The sequence below is a fragment of the Chloroflexota bacterium genome (genome assembly GCA_020161265.1).
In the GTDB taxonomy this organism is placed as follows: Bacteria; Chloroflexota; Chloroflexia; order Chloroflexales; family Herpetosiphonaceae; genus Herpetosiphon.
In genome coordinates, this window is the sequence record JAIUOC010000003.1 from 359,974 (window position 1) to 377,750 (window position 17,777).

The 17,777-nt window shown below is 49.8% G+C and carries 15 protein-coding genes; 7 read left to right on the top strand and 8 right to left on the bottom strand.

Annotated features, from left to right (window positions below):
- Nucleotides 1-16: 16 nt before the first annotated feature.
- Complete coding sequence (locus LCH85_08835; protein ID MCA0352087.1) at nucleotides 17-1,366, bottom strand: CoA-disulfide reductase; 1,350 nt, start codon at nucleotides 1,364-1,366, stop codon at nucleotides 17-19.
- A 61-nt stretch (nucleotides 1,367-1,427) separates the two neighbouring features.
- Between LCH85_08835 and LCH85_08840 the strand changes: the two genes are divergently transcribed.
- Nucleotides 1,428-2,201, top strand: a complete 774-nt coding sequence (locus tag LCH85_08840) for a lysophospholipid acyltransferase family protein (GenBank protein ID MCA0352088.1) — start codon at nucleotides 1,428-1,430, stop codon at nucleotides 2,199-2,201.
- Between the two features lie 187 nt (nucleotides 2,202-2,388).
- On the opposite strand, the gene LCH85_08845 is transcribed toward LCH85_08840, so the two are convergent.
- Nucleotides 2,389-3,117, bottom strand: coding sequence for an NAD-dependent protein deacylase (locus LCH85_08845; protein ID MCA0352089.1), 729 nt, complete (start codon nucleotides 3,115-3,117; stop codon nucleotides 2,389-2,391).
- Nucleotides 3,118-3,485: 368 nt separating this feature from the next.
- Here LCH85_08845 and LCH85_08850 point away from each other — a divergent pair, with 368 nt between their 5' ends.
- The 4 genes from LCH85_08850 (at nucleotide 3,486) to lon (ending at nucleotide 9,931) form a co-directional block, all read left to right on the top strand.
- Nucleotides 3,486-3,788: a hypothetical protein gene (locus LCH85_08850; protein MCA0352090.1), complete on the top strand. Its 303-nt coding sequence runs from the start codon at nucleotides 3,486-3,488 to the stop codon at nucleotides 3,786-3,788.
- A gap of 96 nt (nucleotides 3,789-3,884) precedes the next feature.
- Entirely contained in the window at nucleotides 3,885-5,399 is a 1,515-nt protein-coding gene (locus LCH85_08855; protein ID MCA0352091.1) for a YifB family Mg chelatase-like AAA ATPase, read from the top strand.
- Nucleotides 5,400-5,562: 163 nt separating this feature from the next.
- Nucleotides 5,563-7,359, top strand: a complete 1,797-nt coding sequence (locus LCH85_08860; GenBank protein MCA0352092.1) for an ATP-binding cassette domain-containing protein — start codon at nucleotides 5,563-5,565, stop codon at nucleotides 7,357-7,359.
- A 139-nt stretch (nucleotides 7,360-7,498) separates the two neighbouring features.
- Nucleotides 7,499-9,931: an endopeptidase La gene (gene lon, locus LCH85_08865; GenBank protein ID MCA0352093.1), complete on the top strand. Its 2,433-nt coding sequence runs from the start codon at nucleotides 7,499-7,501 to the stop codon at nucleotides 9,929-9,931.
- Between the two features lie 217 nt (nucleotides 9,932-10,148).
- On the opposite strand, the gene LCH85_08870 is transcribed toward lon, so the two are convergent.
- Entirely contained in the window at nucleotides 10,149-10,580 is a 432-nt protein-coding gene (locus LCH85_08870) for an NUDIX domain-containing protein (protein MCA0352094.1), read from the bottom strand.
- A gap of 120 nt (nucleotides 10,581-10,700) precedes the next feature.
- Here LCH85_08870 and LCH85_08875 point away from each other — a divergent pair, with 120 nt between their 5' ends.
- Nucleotides 10,701-11,744: a WD40 repeat domain-containing protein gene (locus LCH85_08875; GenBank protein ID MCA0352095.1), complete on the top strand. Its 1,044-nt coding sequence runs from the start codon at nucleotides 10,701-10,703 to the stop codon at nucleotides 11,742-11,744.
- 119 nt (nucleotides 11,745-11,863) lie between these two features.
- Here the strand turns inward: LCH85_08875 and LCH85_08880 are convergent, their stop codons facing one another.
- The 4 genes from LCH85_08880 to LCH85_08895 form a co-directional block, all read right to left on the bottom strand.
- Nucleotides 11,864-12,970 carry a DegT/DnrJ/EryC1/StrS family aminotransferase gene (locus LCH85_08880; GenBank protein MCA0352096.1) on the bottom strand — a complete coding sequence of 369 codons (1,107 nt, stop codon included), beginning with the start codon at nucleotides 12,968-12,970 and terminating at the stop codon, nucleotides 11,864-11,866.
- An 88-nt stretch (nucleotides 12,971-13,058) separates the two neighbouring features.
- The gene (locus LCH85_08885; GenBank protein ID MCA0352097.1) at nucleotides 13,059-13,781 is read right to left on the bottom strand and encodes a response regulator transcription factor; all 723 of its coding nucleotides are present in this window, start codon (nucleotides 13,779-13,781) and stop codon (nucleotides 13,059-13,061) included.
- A 22-nt stretch (nucleotides 13,782-13,803) separates the two neighbouring features.
- Nucleotides 13,804-14,817: a sensor histidine kinase gene (locus LCH85_08890; GenBank protein MCA0352098.1), complete on the bottom strand. Its 1,014-nt coding sequence runs from the start codon at nucleotides 14,815-14,817 to the stop codon at nucleotides 13,804-13,806.
- Nucleotides 14,818-15,110: 293 nt separating this feature from the next.
- Nucleotides 15,111-15,557, bottom strand: coding sequence for a VOC family protein (locus tag LCH85_08895; protein ID MCA0352099.1), 447 nt, complete (start codon nucleotides 15,555-15,557; stop codon nucleotides 15,111-15,113).
- 131 nt (nucleotides 15,558-15,688) lie between these two features.
- Between LCH85_08895 and LCH85_08900 the strand changes: the two genes are divergently transcribed.
- Nucleotides 15,689-16,648, top strand: a complete 960-nt coding sequence (locus LCH85_08900; protein MCA0352100.1) for a YafY family transcriptional regulator — start codon at nucleotides 15,689-15,691, stop codon at nucleotides 16,646-16,648.
- Nucleotides 16,649-16,705: 57 nt separating this feature from the next.
- On the opposite strand, the gene LCH85_08905 is transcribed toward LCH85_08900, so the two are convergent.
- Nucleotides 16,706-17,707, bottom strand: a complete 1,002-nt coding sequence (locus tag LCH85_08905; GenBank protein MCA0352101.1) for an NADP-dependent oxidoreductase — start codon at nucleotides 17,705-17,707, stop codon at nucleotides 16,706-16,708.
- Nucleotides 17,708-17,777: the final 70 nt, after the last annotated feature.

The following is a 17,777-nucleotide window of genomic DNA, read 5'->3' on the forward strand; positions in this document are numbered from 1 at the left end:
GAATGTCCTTTCAAGCTTAGCCTTTAGCCAATGCTTGGGCAGCAACCAACAGTGGGTCCCACACCGATGAAAATGGGGGTGCATAACTCAGGTCTTGCCAAGCAAACTCATCTACCGTCATTCTTCCCGCGAGTGCCACCGCTACCACATCAACCCGCTTTGCTACATCGTCGAAGCCAATAATTTGGCCACCCAACAATGTGCCGTCGGCTGCATCAGCAACCAACTTAACCGTTATTGGCCGAGCATTAGGGTAGTACCCCGCATGATCGGTTGAATGGATGATTTTGCTACGAACGTGGTAGCCATGGTGGAGAGCTTGCTCAACACTTAATCCAGTTGCGGCAATATGTAAATCAGCAAATTTGGTGACTGCTGTGCCCACAACTCCGCGAAATGGGCGCTCATGGCCTGCGAGATAGGCTCCAAGCGTCCGACCTTGTTTATTGGCAGTCGTGCCCAGTGGTAAATACACGGGCTTATTGAGAATTCGATGATCAACGGTACTGCAATCGCCAGCAGCATACACCCTATCGACGCTAGTACGGCCTAATTGGTCGATTTTGATTGCGCCATGCTCGCCAAGCTCAGCGCCACAGCTTTGGGCCAATTCGCTATTTGGCTGCACTCCGGTGGCGATAATCACCAATTCGGCGGGAATATCGCGACCGCCAGCAACCACATGAGTTACTCGATCGTGCTTGCCTTCAAGGCCTTCCAAGCCACAACCAAGCGCTAATTGCACGCCCGCAGCTTCAAGTCGGGTAATAATCTGGCTGCTCATATCGTGATCAAGTGAGCTTAACACGGTTTTGCTGCGATTGACCAACGTTACGCCAATCCCACGATCGAGCAAGGCCTCGGCCATTTCTAGCCCAATATAGCCAGCACCAACCACGACAGCATGCTTGGGTTGCTGTTCGCTGATGTAGGTTTGAATCGCCAAACCATCATGCATTGAGCGTAACCGAAAGACCCCCTGTAGTTCAATCCCTCGTACTGGTGGACAATTGACTCTCGCGCCAGTTGCCAGCACCAAACGATCAAAATGATCGTGGAACGTACTATTGTTAGCCAAATCGCGCACGGTCACCCGCCCCGCCGCTACATCAAGATCGATCACTTCATGGTCGGTTTTGACGGTTACGCCATCGCGGGCAAATTGAGCTGGAGTACGGGCGATTAACGCCTGATAATCAGCAACTGCCCCGCTAATCAAATAGGGCAACCCACAAGCAGAGTAGGAAACATGAGCTTCACGGCCATATACACAAATATCCAAATCGGGATTGGTGCGTTTGGCTTTGGCGGCAGCACTCGTTCCGGCGGCGACGGCTCCAATCACGATCACCCGTTCGCTAGCCATTCCAAGCTCCTTTAGCTATGCTACTATTTGGACAGATTGTCACGAGCATGAGAGCTTAATTATGCCACCAAGCCCTAGTAAGAATCAACCACGTTTGCCGGCTCAACCAAATCGTTTGGGAGCTTGGTTGGTCTATCAGGCCTTGATCCGGCCTGCATTACGCAAAACCTTTGATCAAGTATTGCTGAATGTTGGGTCAACCGCTGACATTCTGCGCAGCCGCGAGCCAATTTTGGCCTATGTTACCCATACAAGTTGGTGGGATGGGCATCTGGCGTTCGAATTATTTCGCACAGTCTACCCACGCCACCACTATTTAATGATGGAAGAAGCCCAGTTGGCCCGCTATTTCTTCTTTCGTTGGTGTGGCTGTTTCTCGGTTAATCGCCAAGAACCACGCGAAGCCTTGCGCTCAATTCGCTACGCCAGCAGCCTGCTCCAACACAAACAATCTTTAGTTTGGATCTTTCCGCAGGGTCAGATTATACCGCCAGATCGCCGTCCGCTCCAACTTTTTCGTGGGGTCGCCGATATCGCCACCCGCACCGGCAATTTGTGGTGCTTGCCAATCGCCTTGCGCTACGAATTTGCTGGCGAACAACGGCCAGTTGCCTTAATTCGCTGCGGCGAGCCAACATGGGTTGATGCAGATACCAGCCGCGAACAGCTGCAACCGCAATTAGCAATCAACCTAACCCGTGCCGCCGATCAACTACGCGATGAATGGAATCAGCAAGAGCTTGTTAATTTTCAGCCAATTTTGCAAGGCACAGCCTCGGTCAATCGCCGTTTTGATCACATTTTAGGGCCAATTGTGCGCTGGTGGCAACAATAACCAACATTTGGAGATCGGAACAAACGAAACCGCGAAGAGCACGAAGACCGCGAAGTATGAGATATTAGAAATACAAGAACAATCCACAAACTAAATATTTGGGGGTGCAGGGGGCTGAAAACCCCCTGCGTTTCCCTTCGGCGGAGGGACGGAAGGGTGGCGAAGCCAGATGAAAATCAGCAAAATATTATTGAAAAACAGCTTTAATCAATTGTGGCAACAACTCATCAGCACTGCCCGCCAACGAATAAGTTGCAATCCCTCGCAACGGAATATCAGGGTTAATTTCAATCACCGTTTTTTTGCGGCGCAAGGCTCGATGAGGCAACGAAGCAATTGGCTCAACAATCGCCGATGTGCCAATTACCAAGGCCACGTCGCTGTTATCAAAGGCGTGCTTGGCCGCTTGCAATATGTCAGCATCCAACAATTCGCCAAACCAAACAATATCAGGCCGTAATGGTGCGCCACAAGCCGGGCAAATTGGCTGCTCAGCATCCCAGGTTTCAACCAAATTGCCTTCTCGCGAACAGATTGTGCGAGCCAAACTGCCATGCACCTCATAAACCTGGCCTGAGCCAGCCCGCTGATGCAAACTATCAATATTTTGGGTAAACAGCTTAAATTGCGTGATCAATTGCTCCAAATGCGCCAAGGCATAATGCCCAGCATTTGGTTGGGCTGCCTCACACTGGCGTTTCATGGCTTGATACACCTGAAAAACCCCAACTGGATCACGCTCAAAGCCCGCGAATGTCGCAACTTTATCAGGATCATAGGCCGTCCAACGGGCATCAGCGGCGGCACTACGATAGGTCGGAATTCCGCTGGGAGCTGAAATTCCCGATCCAGTTAACACCACTAACGATTGAGCTTGGCGTAAAGTTTGAATTAACTCAGCAGCAAATTCGGCCATGAATTGATCTCCTTATCAATAATAATCAGAACTATTGTGCTATTTATCAAATGCTAGTGCAAATAGTTATTGGCCTTGGGATAATCAAATTTTATTAACGATTTATTATTTGGATAATAATTTGGCCAAAAATCTATTGAAATTCGGCTGCGAATGTTTTACTATCAATAAGAGAAAGATTTAGAGATAATGATGCTCTTTAGCAACGCTCTACTTTGCATTCGACTACTTGAGCAAATGGGTTGGATTTGTGCCTAGCTGTACGTGATACCATTCCGTACCGCTATTTTTATTGATTTTTACGCATACCATTCGTGGTATTTGCCATAAACGTCCTATCAATCCTTCGTGCCAAAGGATCGCAGAACATGCAAACCGAACGTGTTAAAAGCCGTGGGGTCTTGCTCAAATTAGCAAGCCATATAGTCCAATTAGCCGTGATTGTTCGCGAAGCTGAAGGCATCAACGATAACGATGCCTACATGGTTGCAGAAGAAATTATCAACCATGTCAGTGCTGCGCATCAAGTACCAAGCCAAGATTGCTGGCCAGTGCAAACCGTTTGTCGTGCCTGGCAAATTGTTGTGCAACGCCAGCCAGCCTGTCGGTGTGCCGATATGAACAGCGTCGCCGATAAGTTGGTCAAGCTCGATTGGGTTGCTGTCAACTAAATTTCGGCAATTTTCCTCAATTTCGCCGACTCCATGCCAAAAATCGCCAACATGTGGCTCTAACTCCCGGTAGCAGATTGTTATGGGGGTGTCATTATGTTGGCGAAAGTTTGGAGTTGCGCCGTGGTAGGTTTAGATGGCGCGTTAGTTGAAGTCGAAGTTGATCTCAGTCGCGGCCTGCCATCATTCACAATTGTCGGCTTGCCTGATACTGCTGTTCAAGAGGCCAAAGAGCGAGTACGAGCAGCAGTGCGTAATAGCGGTGGCTCGTTTCCCGATTCGCGGCTCACCGTTAATTTGGCTCCAGCCGATTTACGCAAAGCTGGCCCAGCCTACGATTTACCAATTGCCGTCGGCATTTTGTTGGCTTCAGGCCAAATTGCTGCCGATGTAAGTCAAGCCTTGTTTGTGGGCGAACTATCGCTTGATGGCGCGGTTCGACACACCGATGGTATCTTACCAATGGTCACGATTGCACGGCGCGAAGGCTTGCAAACCGCCTATGTTCCCCATTGCGATGCAGCCGAAGCGGCCTTGCTTAGCGGCATCACGATTATTCCAGTGCGTTCAATCGTTGATATTGCCGCCCATCTCAATGGCGAGCGCTACATCGAAGCCTACGAAGGCCAGCCGCCAGCCGCCGAAAGCCTAAGCTACAACGTCGATTTTGCCGATGTCAAAGGCCAAGAACACGTTAAACGTGCTTTAGAAGTTGCTGCGGCTGGCGGACATAATGTGTTGATGAGCGGCCCACCTGGCTCTGGCAAAACCTTACTAGCCCGCTGCGTACCTTCAATTTTGCCACCGCTCAGCCTCGACGAAGCCTTAGATGTGACCAAAATTTATTCAGTTAAAGGCTTGTTGCCCAGTGATATGCCCTTTATTCGTACTCGGCCATTTCGTGCGCCGCACCACACAATTTCTAATGCTGGCTTGGTTGGTGGTGGTCGCACGCCCCAGCCAGGCGAGATTTCGCTAGCCCATCGTGGGGTGCTGTTTCTCGACGAAATGCCGGAATTTAGCCAACAAGTGCTCGAAGTGCTCCGTCAACCACTCGAAGATCATACCGTGGTGCTCAGTCGGGCAGCGGGCACGCTGACATTCCCGGCAAACTTTGTGCTAATAGGAGCCATGAATCCTTGTCCATGTGGCTACTATAGCGACCCCACTCGCCAATGTGTTTGCCCGCCAGCCGCGATTGCCCGCTATCAAAAACGCATCTCAGGGCCATTGCTCGATCGGATTGATATTCATATTGAAGTGCCACGCCTAGAGTATGAAAAACTTGCGAGTGTGCGTAGTAGCGAGCCATCAGAGCAAATTCGTGATCGCGTGGTTTTAGCTCGTCAACGTCAAGCCGAGCGCTTTGGCAAACACCATATGTTGACGAATAGTGATATGGGGCCAGCCCAGTTACGCCATGCCTGTGAGCTAGATTCGTCCAGCCAAAGCTTGATGAAAGCCGCCATGAGACAATTACAACTTTCGGCCCGTAGTTATCATCGCGTGCTTAAATTGGCCCGAACTATCGCCGATTTAGCCAATCTTGCGCAAATTCAACCAGCGCATTTAGCCGAAGCGCTCCAATATCGCCCGCGCCGAACCGAATAACGGCTGGTGGTAACATCTGCTAACCAACACAGCGATTGACATCACCCATCAGCCACGTACAATCATCAGTAACCGATTGATTGATCATACAGCGCTTGCTGGTTGCTGGGCAAGCACGTATATACGTGCCAACGAGGGTATTGTTGGCTGAAGGATGGATGTGATGCTGGCACAAGCACCGAAACAATTGGGAAATTTGCGCCATTTAGAATTACGGCGCATGTTTCAATATGTCTATCCCTATCGTTGGCGCTTAGGCTTGGCGCTGCTGTGTTTGGCGGTTTCAAGTGGCATTGGCCTGGTTATGCCATTGGCAATTCGCAATTTGGTCGAAACCGTTAAAGATGCTTCAAGCACCGCCGCCTTAGATAACGTTGCGATTGGTTTGATGGGCGTATTTATTGCCCAAATGGTGTTTAACTATATTCAAGGCTATTTTTTGACCTACGTTGGCGAACGAGCAGTCGCCGACCTGCGAATTGAGGTTTATTCGCATTTACAACGGCTGTCATTGGCCTTTTTCAGCGAACGCCGCGTCGGTGAATTGACTTCGCGAGTCACCAACGATGTCACGGTGATTCAGGGTATCGGTACAAATGCGGTTGCCGCGTTTCTGCAAAATGGCATTACCTTTATTGGTAGTTTCATTATGATGATTAATCTCAGTTGGCAACTAACTGCGATTACCCTATTGCTGATTCCCTTGTTGATTGTACTGGCGATTATCTATGGTCGCCGCATTCGCAATATGTCCACCGAAGTGCAAGATCGGATGGCTGAAGCCTCGTCGGTGCTCGAAGAAACCATCTCCGGCGTGCGCATTGTCCAATCATTTGCCCGTGAACCATACGAAGTTGAGCGATTTAGCGGAGCGATTGAGCATGCGTTTTCGGCCTCGATGCGCCGCACCAAAACCCGTGCTCAGTTTGTGCCAATTGTCTCGTTTTCAGGCTTTGGTGCATTGGTATTTGTGCTGTGGTTTGGCGGTCGCCAAGTATTAAATGGCACAATGCAGCTTGGCGATTTAATCGCCTTCTTGTTGTATGCCGCCGTGATTGCTGGCTCGTTGGGCACGTTTACCAGTTTGTATAGCCAATTGCAAGAGGCACTTGGTTCGACTGCCCGCGTATTCGGCATTTTGGATACCGCTCCCGAAATCGCCAGCAAAACCAATGCAATCAACTTACCACCAATTGAAGGCGAAATTTATTTAGAAGATGTATCGTTTAACTATGGCGAGGCCGCAACTCCAGTTTTGAGCAACATCAACCTCAAGGTTGAGCCAGGCGAAGTCATGGCGATTGTCGGGCCGAGTGGTTCAGGCAAATCAACCCTCGTTAATCTCATTCCGCGTTTTTACGATGTAACAGCGGGGCGGATTACGGTTGATGGTTTTGATATTCGCGATGTCGATTTGCCCTCGTTACGTTCACAAATTGGGATTGTGCCGCAAGAAACCTTATTATTTAGCGGTACGATTGCCGATAATATTCGTTATGGCAACCTTGATGCACCGATGGAAGCGGTAATTGAAGCCGCCAAAGCTGCCAACGCCCACGAATTTATCAGCAATTTTGAGGGTGGTTACGAATCGATCGTTGGCGAACGTGGGATCAAACTCTCTGGTGGGCAACGCCAGCGCGTGGCAATTGCCCGAGCTTTGCTCAAAAACCCGCGCATTTTAATTCTCGATGAAGCAACATCGGCTATGGATAGCGAATCGGAAGGTTTGGTGCAAGAAGCCTTAGAACGCTTGATGCAAGGTCGCACCACGTTTGTAATTGCCCATCGCCTGTCAACTGTCAAAAATGCCACCCGAATTGCCGTGATTGAAGCAGGCAAAGTGACCGAGCTTGGCAGCCATAGCGAACTTTTGGCCCAAGCTGGCACATACGCTCGTTTGTATCAATTGCAATTTGAAACCAACGAAAGTGCCGGATCTGTGCTAACAGAGTATTAAAATTAGCAAGATTACGCCAAAATAGGACAATCGATGCTTGCCGTTAAGATAAGTTAGCGTATACTATAAAGACGTATTATGATGCTTTTAACCCACTCTGTGTGGCCATTCTGCCACAACGAAATGAGGGATTTTTGATATGACCCGAGAAAAAGACCGCCCTCGTACAGGTACCGAGCGCACTTTACCGTTGGTGGTATTGGGCGAAATTGTGATCATGCCGCACATGACTGTGCCGCTCCAGGTTGGGCAGGGCAAGTCTTATCGGGCCATGGAACAAGCCATGGAAGACGATCAACATGTCTTGTTGATCTTTGTTTCTGAGGCTGAAATTGAAGCTTATAAAGGCCACGAACCCCAACAACTACCCAAAGTTGGCGTGGTCGCTCGCTTGGAAGATTTCTCCCAATTGCCCGATGGCACGGTAAAAATTGTGCTCGAAGGGATTACCCGCGCTGAGATTGTTGATTGTGTTCAGAGCGATCCCTTCTATCGTGTAGCTTGCCGCTACTTGCCAGATCAAGAACCAAAAGGCATCGAAGTCGATGCTTTGATGGATACGGTCAAACAACAAATTACTGAATTTGTCGATTATTTAGGCGAAATTCCGCAAGAAGCGGTTGCCTTTGTGCACCGAATCACGACACCTGGCCATTTAGCCGATTTGGTGACCTATGGCCCAGCCTTCTCGTTCCAAGATCGCTTGGAATTATTGAATGAGTTGGAGCCGTTGGCTCGTTTGAATCGGGTGCAGGTGATTTTGGCTCGTCAATTAGAGCTGTTGCGGCTCCGCGCCAAAATTCAATCTGATACCAAAGAAGTGCTCGATCAAGGCCAAAAAGAGTATTTCTTGCGCGAACAAATGCGGGTCATTCGCCGTGAACTAGGCGAAGATGACGATGGCGATGATCCAATTGATGAATTGCGCCGCAAAGTCAATGAACTGAATGCGCCGCAATATGTCAAAGATCAAGCCTTGCACGAAATTAAGCGTCTCGCCCAACAAGGCATGAATTCGCCCGAAGCTGGCGTGATTCGCACTTACCTTGATTGGATTATTGCTTTGCCGTGGAATGCCGATCAAGTCGCCGCAATTTCGTTGGTGCAATCACGCCAAGTGCTTGATGAAGATCATTATGGCTTGGAAAAAGTCAAAGAGCGAATTTTGGAATATCTGGCGGTGCGCAAGCTTGCTGGCAGCAAAATGCGTTCGCCAATTTTGTGCTTCGTCGGCCCGCCAGGCGTGGGTAAAACCAGCCTTGGGCGCTCGATTGCTCGCGCCTTGGATCGCCCATTCGTGCGCCAGTCGCTGGGTGGTGTACACGATGAGGCCGAGATTCGCGGCCACCGCCGAACTTACATCGGAGCCATGCCAGGCCGGATTATTCAAGGCATGAAAACCGCCAAATCGCGACAAGCAGTCTTTATGCTTGATGAAATCGACAAAATTGGCAATGATTTCCGTGGCGACCCAACTTCAGCTCTGCTAGAAGTGCTTGATCCTGAGCAAAACAACACGTTCTCGGATCACTATTTGGAAATTCCATTTGATTTGAGCCAAGTGGTGTTTGTGGCAACCGCTAACCAACTTGAGCCAATTCCAGCGCCGCTGCGCGACCGGATGGAAATTATCGAGATTGGCGGCTACACCGAGGACGAAAAACTAGCAATTGCTCAAGGCTTTTTGTTGCCCAAGCAACGCGAGTTCCATGGCCTCGAAAGCAGCCAGTTGGAATTAACCGATGCTGCGATCTTGAAGTTGATTCGCGAATATACCCGTGAAGCTGGCGTGCGTAACCTTGAGCGCGAAGTTGCGGCCTTGTGTCGCAAAATTGCCCGTAAGGTAGCTGAATCGCAGGATGAAGAAGCGCCACAAGAAGGCAAGAAGCGCCGTAAGAAGGCCAAAAAAGCCGAGCCAACCAAGTTCTTGATTGACGCTGCTGATGTGCCAATCTACCTTGGACCTGAACATTTCAGCTTTGGCATGGCCGAAGTTTCCGATCAAATTGGGGTCGCGACTGGAGTTGCTTGGACACCAACGGGCGGCGATATTCTTTCGTTCGAAGTTTTGCCATTGACTGGCAAAGGCGAATTGCGCCTCACTGGTCAATTGGGCGATGTGATGAAGGAATCGGCGCAAGCAGCCATGTCGTATGTGCGGTATCGCGCCAAAGAGTTGGGCATCGAGCCAAATTACTTCGACGAGCATTCGATCCATATTCACGTGCCCGAGGGTGCAGTGCCTAAAGATGGCCCATCGGCTGGGATTACATTAACGATTGCGTTGATCTCCGCGATGACTGGCCGAGCGGTGCGCCGCGATGTTGCCATGACAGGCGAAGTCACCTTGCGCGGGCGGGTCTTGCCGATTGGTGGCTTGAAAGAAAAAACCTTAGCCGCCCATCGCGCAGGCATCAAAACGTTTATCTTGCCCAAGGAAAACGCCAAAGATATTGTTGATCTGCCTGAAAAAGTGCGCCAAGATCTGCAATTGATTCCGGTTGAAACTATGGATGAAGTGCTGACAATTGCATTGATGCCATTTATTCGCCAAGACGTGATCGCCAGCTAAATTAAGCTGATCGCAAGCAAAAACGCCCCTTGCCTAGATATTTTAGGTGAGGGGCGTTTCTTTAAGGATGAATTATGAGGGATGAGGGATGAAGTTGCGCTATACAACACAAAAGCAGAGTATTTAACGCAGAGAAACATAAGAGATCAGATGTCAGGAGTCAGGGGTCAGAGCTTTGGGATAAGCAACCTTCGCGATCTTCGCGTTCTTCGTGGTTTCAACTTTCGTACCCTGCGTTGCATAGTTTGGCTACCTGCAACACATGGCGATAAACTGGCACAAAGGCTGGTGGCAGGTAGTCGCAAATTTCAGCAAGTGTGATCATCCGGCGTTGGCGAATTTCAAATTGAGGTTGCCATGGCTGGATTTGAACTTGGGCTAGCCAAAAACTTCGCACCAGCACTAAGTCTTGTTCAACTCCTGTCAGACATTGGCTTTGGCAAAAGCCCAATAACTGGGCAGATTGCACCTTGGCACAAGCTTCCTCGGCAACTTCACGCCGCAAGGTTGCTTCCCACGATTCACCAATTTCGCTGCGCCCGGCAGGCACATCCCAAACGAGGCCATTTTGGCTCACCACGATAACTTGTTGCTCAGGAGTGAGGCAAATGCCTGCCGAGCCATGGGCCCTTGCCTGTTGGCTCGGCAGCGGCGGGATACCAAACCACTTGCCATGTTTCTTGATGCGTGTTAATTTGCCACGTTGGTTGCTGCATATTTAGGCCTTAACTATAATCAAATTCACAATAAGAGTATAAGGTGATTTGTAATGCTTCAATATCATGTCCAGTGTGGAAAATGGGGCTATACACCAAATCCGATAGCATGGCATCCTTACAAGGCGTTATTAGCAACTGGATCAACATTAAACTATCAACAACGACATGATGTGACAATTTGGAATGCCGATGGATCATTGCAAAAACTTTTAAAGTGCCATAGTTATGTAGAGGAAATTAAGTGGGTTTGTTACGGGAAAATGCTTGCAATCAGGGCTAACGAAATTTTGTTATGGCACGAGGATTATACATTTTTACGCAAAATTCCAGGCTCGCGGATGGCTTGGAATCCAGTTTATCCTCAATTAATCAGCTATAGCATAAAAACTGAAGCATGGCACTTATGGGATCTGAATCATGCTACGAACCAGATCTTGTGTTATCGTTCAGAACCACAAGAGTTTAAAGATAATTTACAGTGGTCGCCATGTGGTAAATATTGCATAGGCGTGTGGAATCAAACTGAATCACGCAAAATTGAGCTAAGTATTTGGCAAAAGAATGGTCAACTGCTTAGCCAAAATAGTATTAATTCTACCCAAAATAGCCGAGTAATTGAAGCTATTTGGCATCCCACCACGCTTCAAATAGTTATCCGAACAGAATTAGAAGTTATTATCGTTGATCTAGCAGGTCAGATGCTTAATCAATGGGATTTGATCAGCGATCAAAGGGAATGGGAACATGGTGTTTGTTTTCAATGGTCACCTGATGGCACTATTTTAGCCCAAGCAAATCAAACAAAAATCCAGCTTCGTCCAGTAAATGGTCAACAAATTAATATTGAACTGGAATCAAACGTGATGGCATTAGCTTGGCATCCTACAAGTCATTTTTTGGCAATTGCGCCATGGAATAATCAAATTCAGCTTTGGGATAAGAATGGCAAGCATCTAGCAACGCTTATTACTGATGTTGAGGAAGTTGGCGCACGCATGATTATGATCCCATTAGTGCTTGAGTGGGATAAAACTGGCCAATATCTCGCTACATCATTGCGGGGCTGTACTGTACATTTATGGAAGATCCAGTAGTTATGATTGGTAGAGCCTAATCCTTTTGGATTAAATTGGCAATTCGACTGAACAAGCTTGGCAGCAGCGAGTCGCGGGGAATGCTTGGGTGGCTGCTGCCTAATTCGTATGGCGAGGGATTAAGCAGCGAAAAAAGCTTGAATGCAGTCGATTACCTGATCAACTTCGGCATCGCTTAGCTCAGGGTAGCATGGCAACGACAGAATTTCATTGCTCAGCGCTTCGGTGATCGGCAAGCTCACATCTTGGTAGCGCTCGGCCCAAGCTGGCTGTTGATGGTCGGCGATTGGGTAATGCACGTCGCTGCCGATGCCTGCTGCTTGCAAATGTTGGCGCAGCGCATTGCGTTGCTCGGCGGCAACCCGTACCACATACAAATGCTGGACATGCTGAGCGTTATCAAGTTGTGGGCATTGCAGCGGAGTTGTGGCTAAACCTGCGTTATAACGGGCAGCAAGGGCTTGACGGCGGACATTTTGGGCATCAAGATGAGCTAATTTGACCCGCAAAATGGCTGCTTGGAGTTCATCGAGGCGGCTGTTAGTGCCTTTTTCAAGGGTTACCTGATATTTACTGGCCCAGCCATAGGTGCGCAATTGTTTGATTTGAGTGGCCAAGGCATCGTCGTTGGTGATAATGGCCCCGCCATCGCCCAACGCTCCTAAATTTTTGGTGGGGTAGAACGAAAATGTGGCTAAAGCGCCGAATGTGCCGACGTGCTGACCTTGGTAGCGTGCCCCGTGGGCTTGGGCACAATCTTCGAGCACTGGCAATTGGTGGTCGGCGGCAATCGCCAAAATTGCCGAAAGATCGGCAACCTGTCCATATAAATGTACGGGCACAATGACTTTGGTGCGTGGGGTAATCGCCGCCGCCAATTGGCTCGGATCAAGCGTATAGCTCGCTGGATCAACATCGACATAGCGTGGGGTTGCGCCGACGGTGTGGGTGGCAAAGGTGGTATAGCTGCCAGCGTTGGCCACGGTCAACACTTCGTCGCCCGCTTGCAAGCCCAAGGCGCGTAGCCCTAAAATCAAAGCATCGGTGCCAGTTGCCAGGCTAATGCAATGGCGTGCGCCACAATATTCTGCCCATTCTGCTTCAAAGGCGCGAACTTCTGGACCCAAAACAAACCAACCGCTGCGCAACACCCGGGTGCTGGCTGCTTCGATCTCCTCGGCCATAGTGGCGACATGCCGCCCAAGGTCGTTAAATGCGATCGACATTACTCTGCTCCAAAAAGAACAGCCTCGCTACTGCGAGGCTGCGAATTAACAGCGATAGGCCAACTTTAACCGAGAGCTGGCTGGTTCGTCAAGCGGTGCGGCTGCGGCTTTCGCGACTTTCATCATAGCCTAGTTTGATCCAGCCTTGTTGAATAGCGTGAATAACGGCCATTGTGCGGTCGTTGACTTGAAGCTTGCTAAGAATTGAGGTGATGTGGTTTTTGACGGTTTGGCCGCTGATCGACAGCTGGTTGGCGATTTCTTTGTTGGAGAGGCCACGGGCAATACAATCGAGAATTTCAATTTCGCGGCTGGTCAATGGCGCAAACATCGACGAGGTATCTTCGCTATTGTTGGCAACATTCGAAAGCTCGCGGAATTGGTTGAGCACGCGGGTGGCCACATGCGGCTTAGACATGACGCTTTCGTTGATCACATAGCGGCCATGGGCGACATCGCGAATCATGCCGACGAGCTGTGTGGGATCGATTTCCTTGGAAGCGTAAGCGGCAGCGCCGGCCTTGATCGCGTTGAACAATTGCTCATCGTCGTCGTGAATGCTCAACACAATGATGCCCATGCGGGGAGCGCGGCGTTTGAGCACGCGAGCAACTTCCAAGCCATTTAAGCCTGGCAAATTAATATCCAGCAACACAACATTAGGGCTGAGGGTTTCAGTGAGCTTAATGGCCTCAGCGCCATTTTCAGCCTGGCCGATCACCTCGATATCTTTTTCTTGGCCGAGGCTCCAGCAGATGCCTTGGCGAAACAGTGGATGATCATCAATGATAAGAACGCGAATGAGCTCCATGGGTATCTCCTTCTGGATGAGCTTAGATCGTAATCCGAATGGTAACTTCAGTGCCAGCCCCGGGGCGCGAAGCAATTGCAAAATCTCCGCCAAGTAAGGCGACTCGTTCGCGCATACTGGTCAATCCCCAACTCTCTTTGCCAGAGCGCCGCACAACTTCTCGTGGATCAAAGCCCGGGCCATCGTCGCGGATGGTGACGATCAGCAGGTTGCCTTGCAACATACTGCGGATCAAAACATTGGCATTGCGAGCATGTTTATGGATATTTTGCAATGCTTCTTGTGTTACCCGATAGAGCACAATCTCAGCTTCAGCCGGAAGGCGGTTTGGCCAGTGGAGCAGGTCAATCGTGACTTTGACCTTGGTCGTTTGTTGGTATTTTTGAACATAGTCAGCGAGGGCAGTAGGGAAGCCTTGGTCGAGCGCACCTGGCCGTAAATCGGCGATAAAGCCACGAACTTCGTGCAAGCCTTGGCGGGCAGCGCTGCGCAGTTCGTGTAAAAATGGCTCCATCTGCGGCGAATTGCTTTGCTGTAAATTCATGGCATGTTCCAAGCCCATCAGAACATTCGCTAAAACTTGGGCTGGCCCATCGTGGACTTCACGGGCCAGGCGTAAGCGTTCGTCTTCACGGCCTTGGATAATTTGACCACGTAAGGCCAAGGCCCAAGGGTCATTTTGTTGGCCAATTGTGGTCGTGCCACTGAGGCTGGTGCTGCTCATTTCGATCTGGCGAATTAATTGTTCGAGCCGCTTGAGGGCTTCGGCGGTGGCGCTGGTTTCCGCATCGAGGTTGGCCATTTTGCTGCGTAGTTCGGCCTCTTGTTGGCGCAAACGCCCGACCGCTGGGGTGCCAAGTTGCTCGGCGAAGGTGCGCTGAACCGCTAACTCATCGGCAGTTCGATACATCTGGCGACCTTGTTGGGCAATTGCCGTATGCCGCTCGCGCAGTTGGGCGGCCTCACCTCGCAAGGCCTGCAAGGCATTTGCCAATTGGGTCTGTGCTTGTGCAAGTAACGCTGCTGCATCGGCCACAAGGACTTCCTTCCTACATGGTGCTAGTTCTGAGATCTGAAGTATAGCACGCTGTACGGGTGATGCAACAGCCGATTGACTATAGGAAAAGGGGTGATCTTAATAGTTGGATGTGGTCACACATTAGCGATAAGCGATCAAGTGGTTTTTCGTGTGGCTCACCCTCTAGCGCCAATCGTCAATTGTTCAATCCGACGGAATAGCCTGCTTTTCAGGACGCTCCAGAAGCTATTCCGTCGGATGCTAGAGATATTGATCAATGGACTCAGATAGATTAATTAGCGTTTTAAACCCTATACCACATCGACAACCCAAGTAATCCCAAAACGATCGGTAAGCATGCCAAACAGCTGCGCCCAAGGCGTTTGGGTAATTGGCTCGATGATTGTTGCCTGCTCAGCCAGTTTCGCCCACAACTCCATAACCTCGTTAACCTGTTGCCCACGGAGCGAGATAAAGAATGATGCTTGGGTCAGCGTTAGCCCATGGGCGCGGGAAGTCACGGTTTGTAGTGCTGGTAGTTGCTCTGTGGTTGGAATATCGTAGGCCATCAGACGGAAACCGCTGGCCGTCGTTACTTGCCCCCACATAATCATATCGGCGATTGGCGTATCTTTTGGTGCACCAACATCAGCGTAAGTTGTAAGCACAAGTTCCCCTTCGAACACGGCCTGATAAAACTCAAGCGCTTGACGGGCATTACCATGAAAGTTGAGATGAGGGGTTACAGCGATTGTCATAATTTGCTCCTTGGTGATTCACGACTGTCACTATTTGCTGTGGCAGTTGTTGATAAATCGGTCTTACTCCGTGAGTATAATGTATAATGCGGTCAGAATCAGACCTAATTAATTCAAGGAACTCTAAATCGATGTATAGCCCAACAACTCGTTTGTTAACGATCCTCGAACTCTTACAATCGCATCAGCGGATGCGCGGTGCTGAGCTTGCCAGTCGCCTCGAAATTAGCCAACGCACAGTGCGCCGCTATGTGGTGATGCTCCAAGATATGGGCATTCCGGTTGAGGCTGAGCGTGGACCCGATGGTGCTTACTATCTTGGTCGCGGCTACACCATCCCGCCCTTGATGATTAATCCAGCTGAGGCATTGGCACTCGTGCTGGGATTGCGCATGATTCAGGCTTTGCAATTTCCAGTTGATGCGACCGCGATTGAGGGTGCAATCGCCAAACTCGAACGGGTTATGCCAACAATTCTGCTTGATCAGGTACGAGCCTTCCAAGAGGCGATTACGTTTCATGTTGCTCCACCGCTTACCTTTTTGCAGCCAAGCATCGTCGCCAGCTTAAGTGTGGCGGTGCATACGCGCCAGCAGGTATGGCTGAGCTATCAAACATACAATGGGGATTCATCGGCACGGGTGTTTGATCCCTATGGAATTGTCTATTATCAAGGGTATTGGTACAGCGTTGGCTATTGTCACCAACGCAATGATCTGCGCACTTTTCGGATTGATCGCATTCAAGAGCTAAAGTTGCTCAATCAGCCATTTGAGCGTCCCCAAGATTTCGACGCGTTACACCATATGCACACCACGTTGGCCACCATGGCAGGACCATATGCGGTTGAGGTTGTTTTCGACGCAACGATCGAACAGGTGCGCCATGTGTTGCCACCCGCAGCCGGAACCTTTGAGCAAAGCGACGTTGGGATTATTTGGCGGCGGGAAACCTACGAATTAACCTCGATTGCTCACCGCTTGTTACAAATTGATCTGCCAGCTACTATTCGCCAACCAGCTGAATTAAAGGAGATGATGCATCAGCTGGCAGCAAAGGCACTGCGAATGACGCTTAATCAACATCCATAGATGGGCATCATTTAACAGAAAAATGTGCCCATCTACTAAACTGTAACAAAGCGTGGCTTAGCGCATCGTGATGACGACCTTGCCTTTTACTCGGCCTGTTTCAACGTAGTCCAAGGCCTCTTTGGTTGCTTCAAAGGCAAAGCTTCGATCCACAATCGGGTGGATAATTCCAGCGTCGATCAATGAACTCAGTTCGCTGAGCTGCTCGCCGTGCGCCCGCATAAATAGAAATGAATAGCGTACCTGCCGTTGTTTCGCTTTTTTGCGAATGCGATAGCTCAAAAAGCGCAAAAGCATGCGAATGGGCCACTTCGCGCCAATTTCTTGACCAAACGCCGGATCAGGTGGCCCCGAAATCGAGATCAGCGTTCCGCCAGGCTTTAGCACCCGAAGCGATTTTTCGCCGATTGCTGCCTCTTGACTATGCAAGACCACATCATAATCTTTCAGGATTGTTTCGAAATCCTCGGTCTTGTAATCAATCACAATATCGGCCCCGAGGCGCTTCACAAAATCGAAATTTGCCTTGCTCGTGGTTGTCGCGACAATCGCCCCCACATGTTTGGCCAGCTGAATTGCAATTGTCCCAACTCCGCCGGAACCTGCCTGGATGAAGATTTTTTGGCCTTTTTTGAGCTGTGCTTGTTCAATCAAGGCTTGCCAAGCGGTCAGGCCAACCAACGGGAAGGAAGCTGCTTCAGCCATGCTCAGTTTTTTGGGCTTGATCGCAACATCAGCTTCGTTGATTGCAATGAATTCGGCAAAGGTTCCAATGCGGTCTGCTGCTGGCCGAGCATAGACCTCATCGCCTAGCTTGAATCGCTGTACCTTTGCTCCAACCTTAACTACAACCCCAGCGACATCATTGCCCAAAATAAGTGGGAAGCGATATGGCAAGATAGCTTTGAACTCGCCATCCCTGATTTTGTTATCCAACGGGTTAACGCCAGCGGCGTGGATCTGAATCAATAGATCAGTATCTCGCAGTTCTGGAATTGGCAGATCGCCAACCCGCACCCGATCCTTGTTGCCATAGCGCTCGATGAAGAAGGCTTTCATCATACGGTGTTGCTCCTATTGTTGTATCTGGCGCTGCTTATGGGAAACGAAATTCCCATAAGCATGCTGC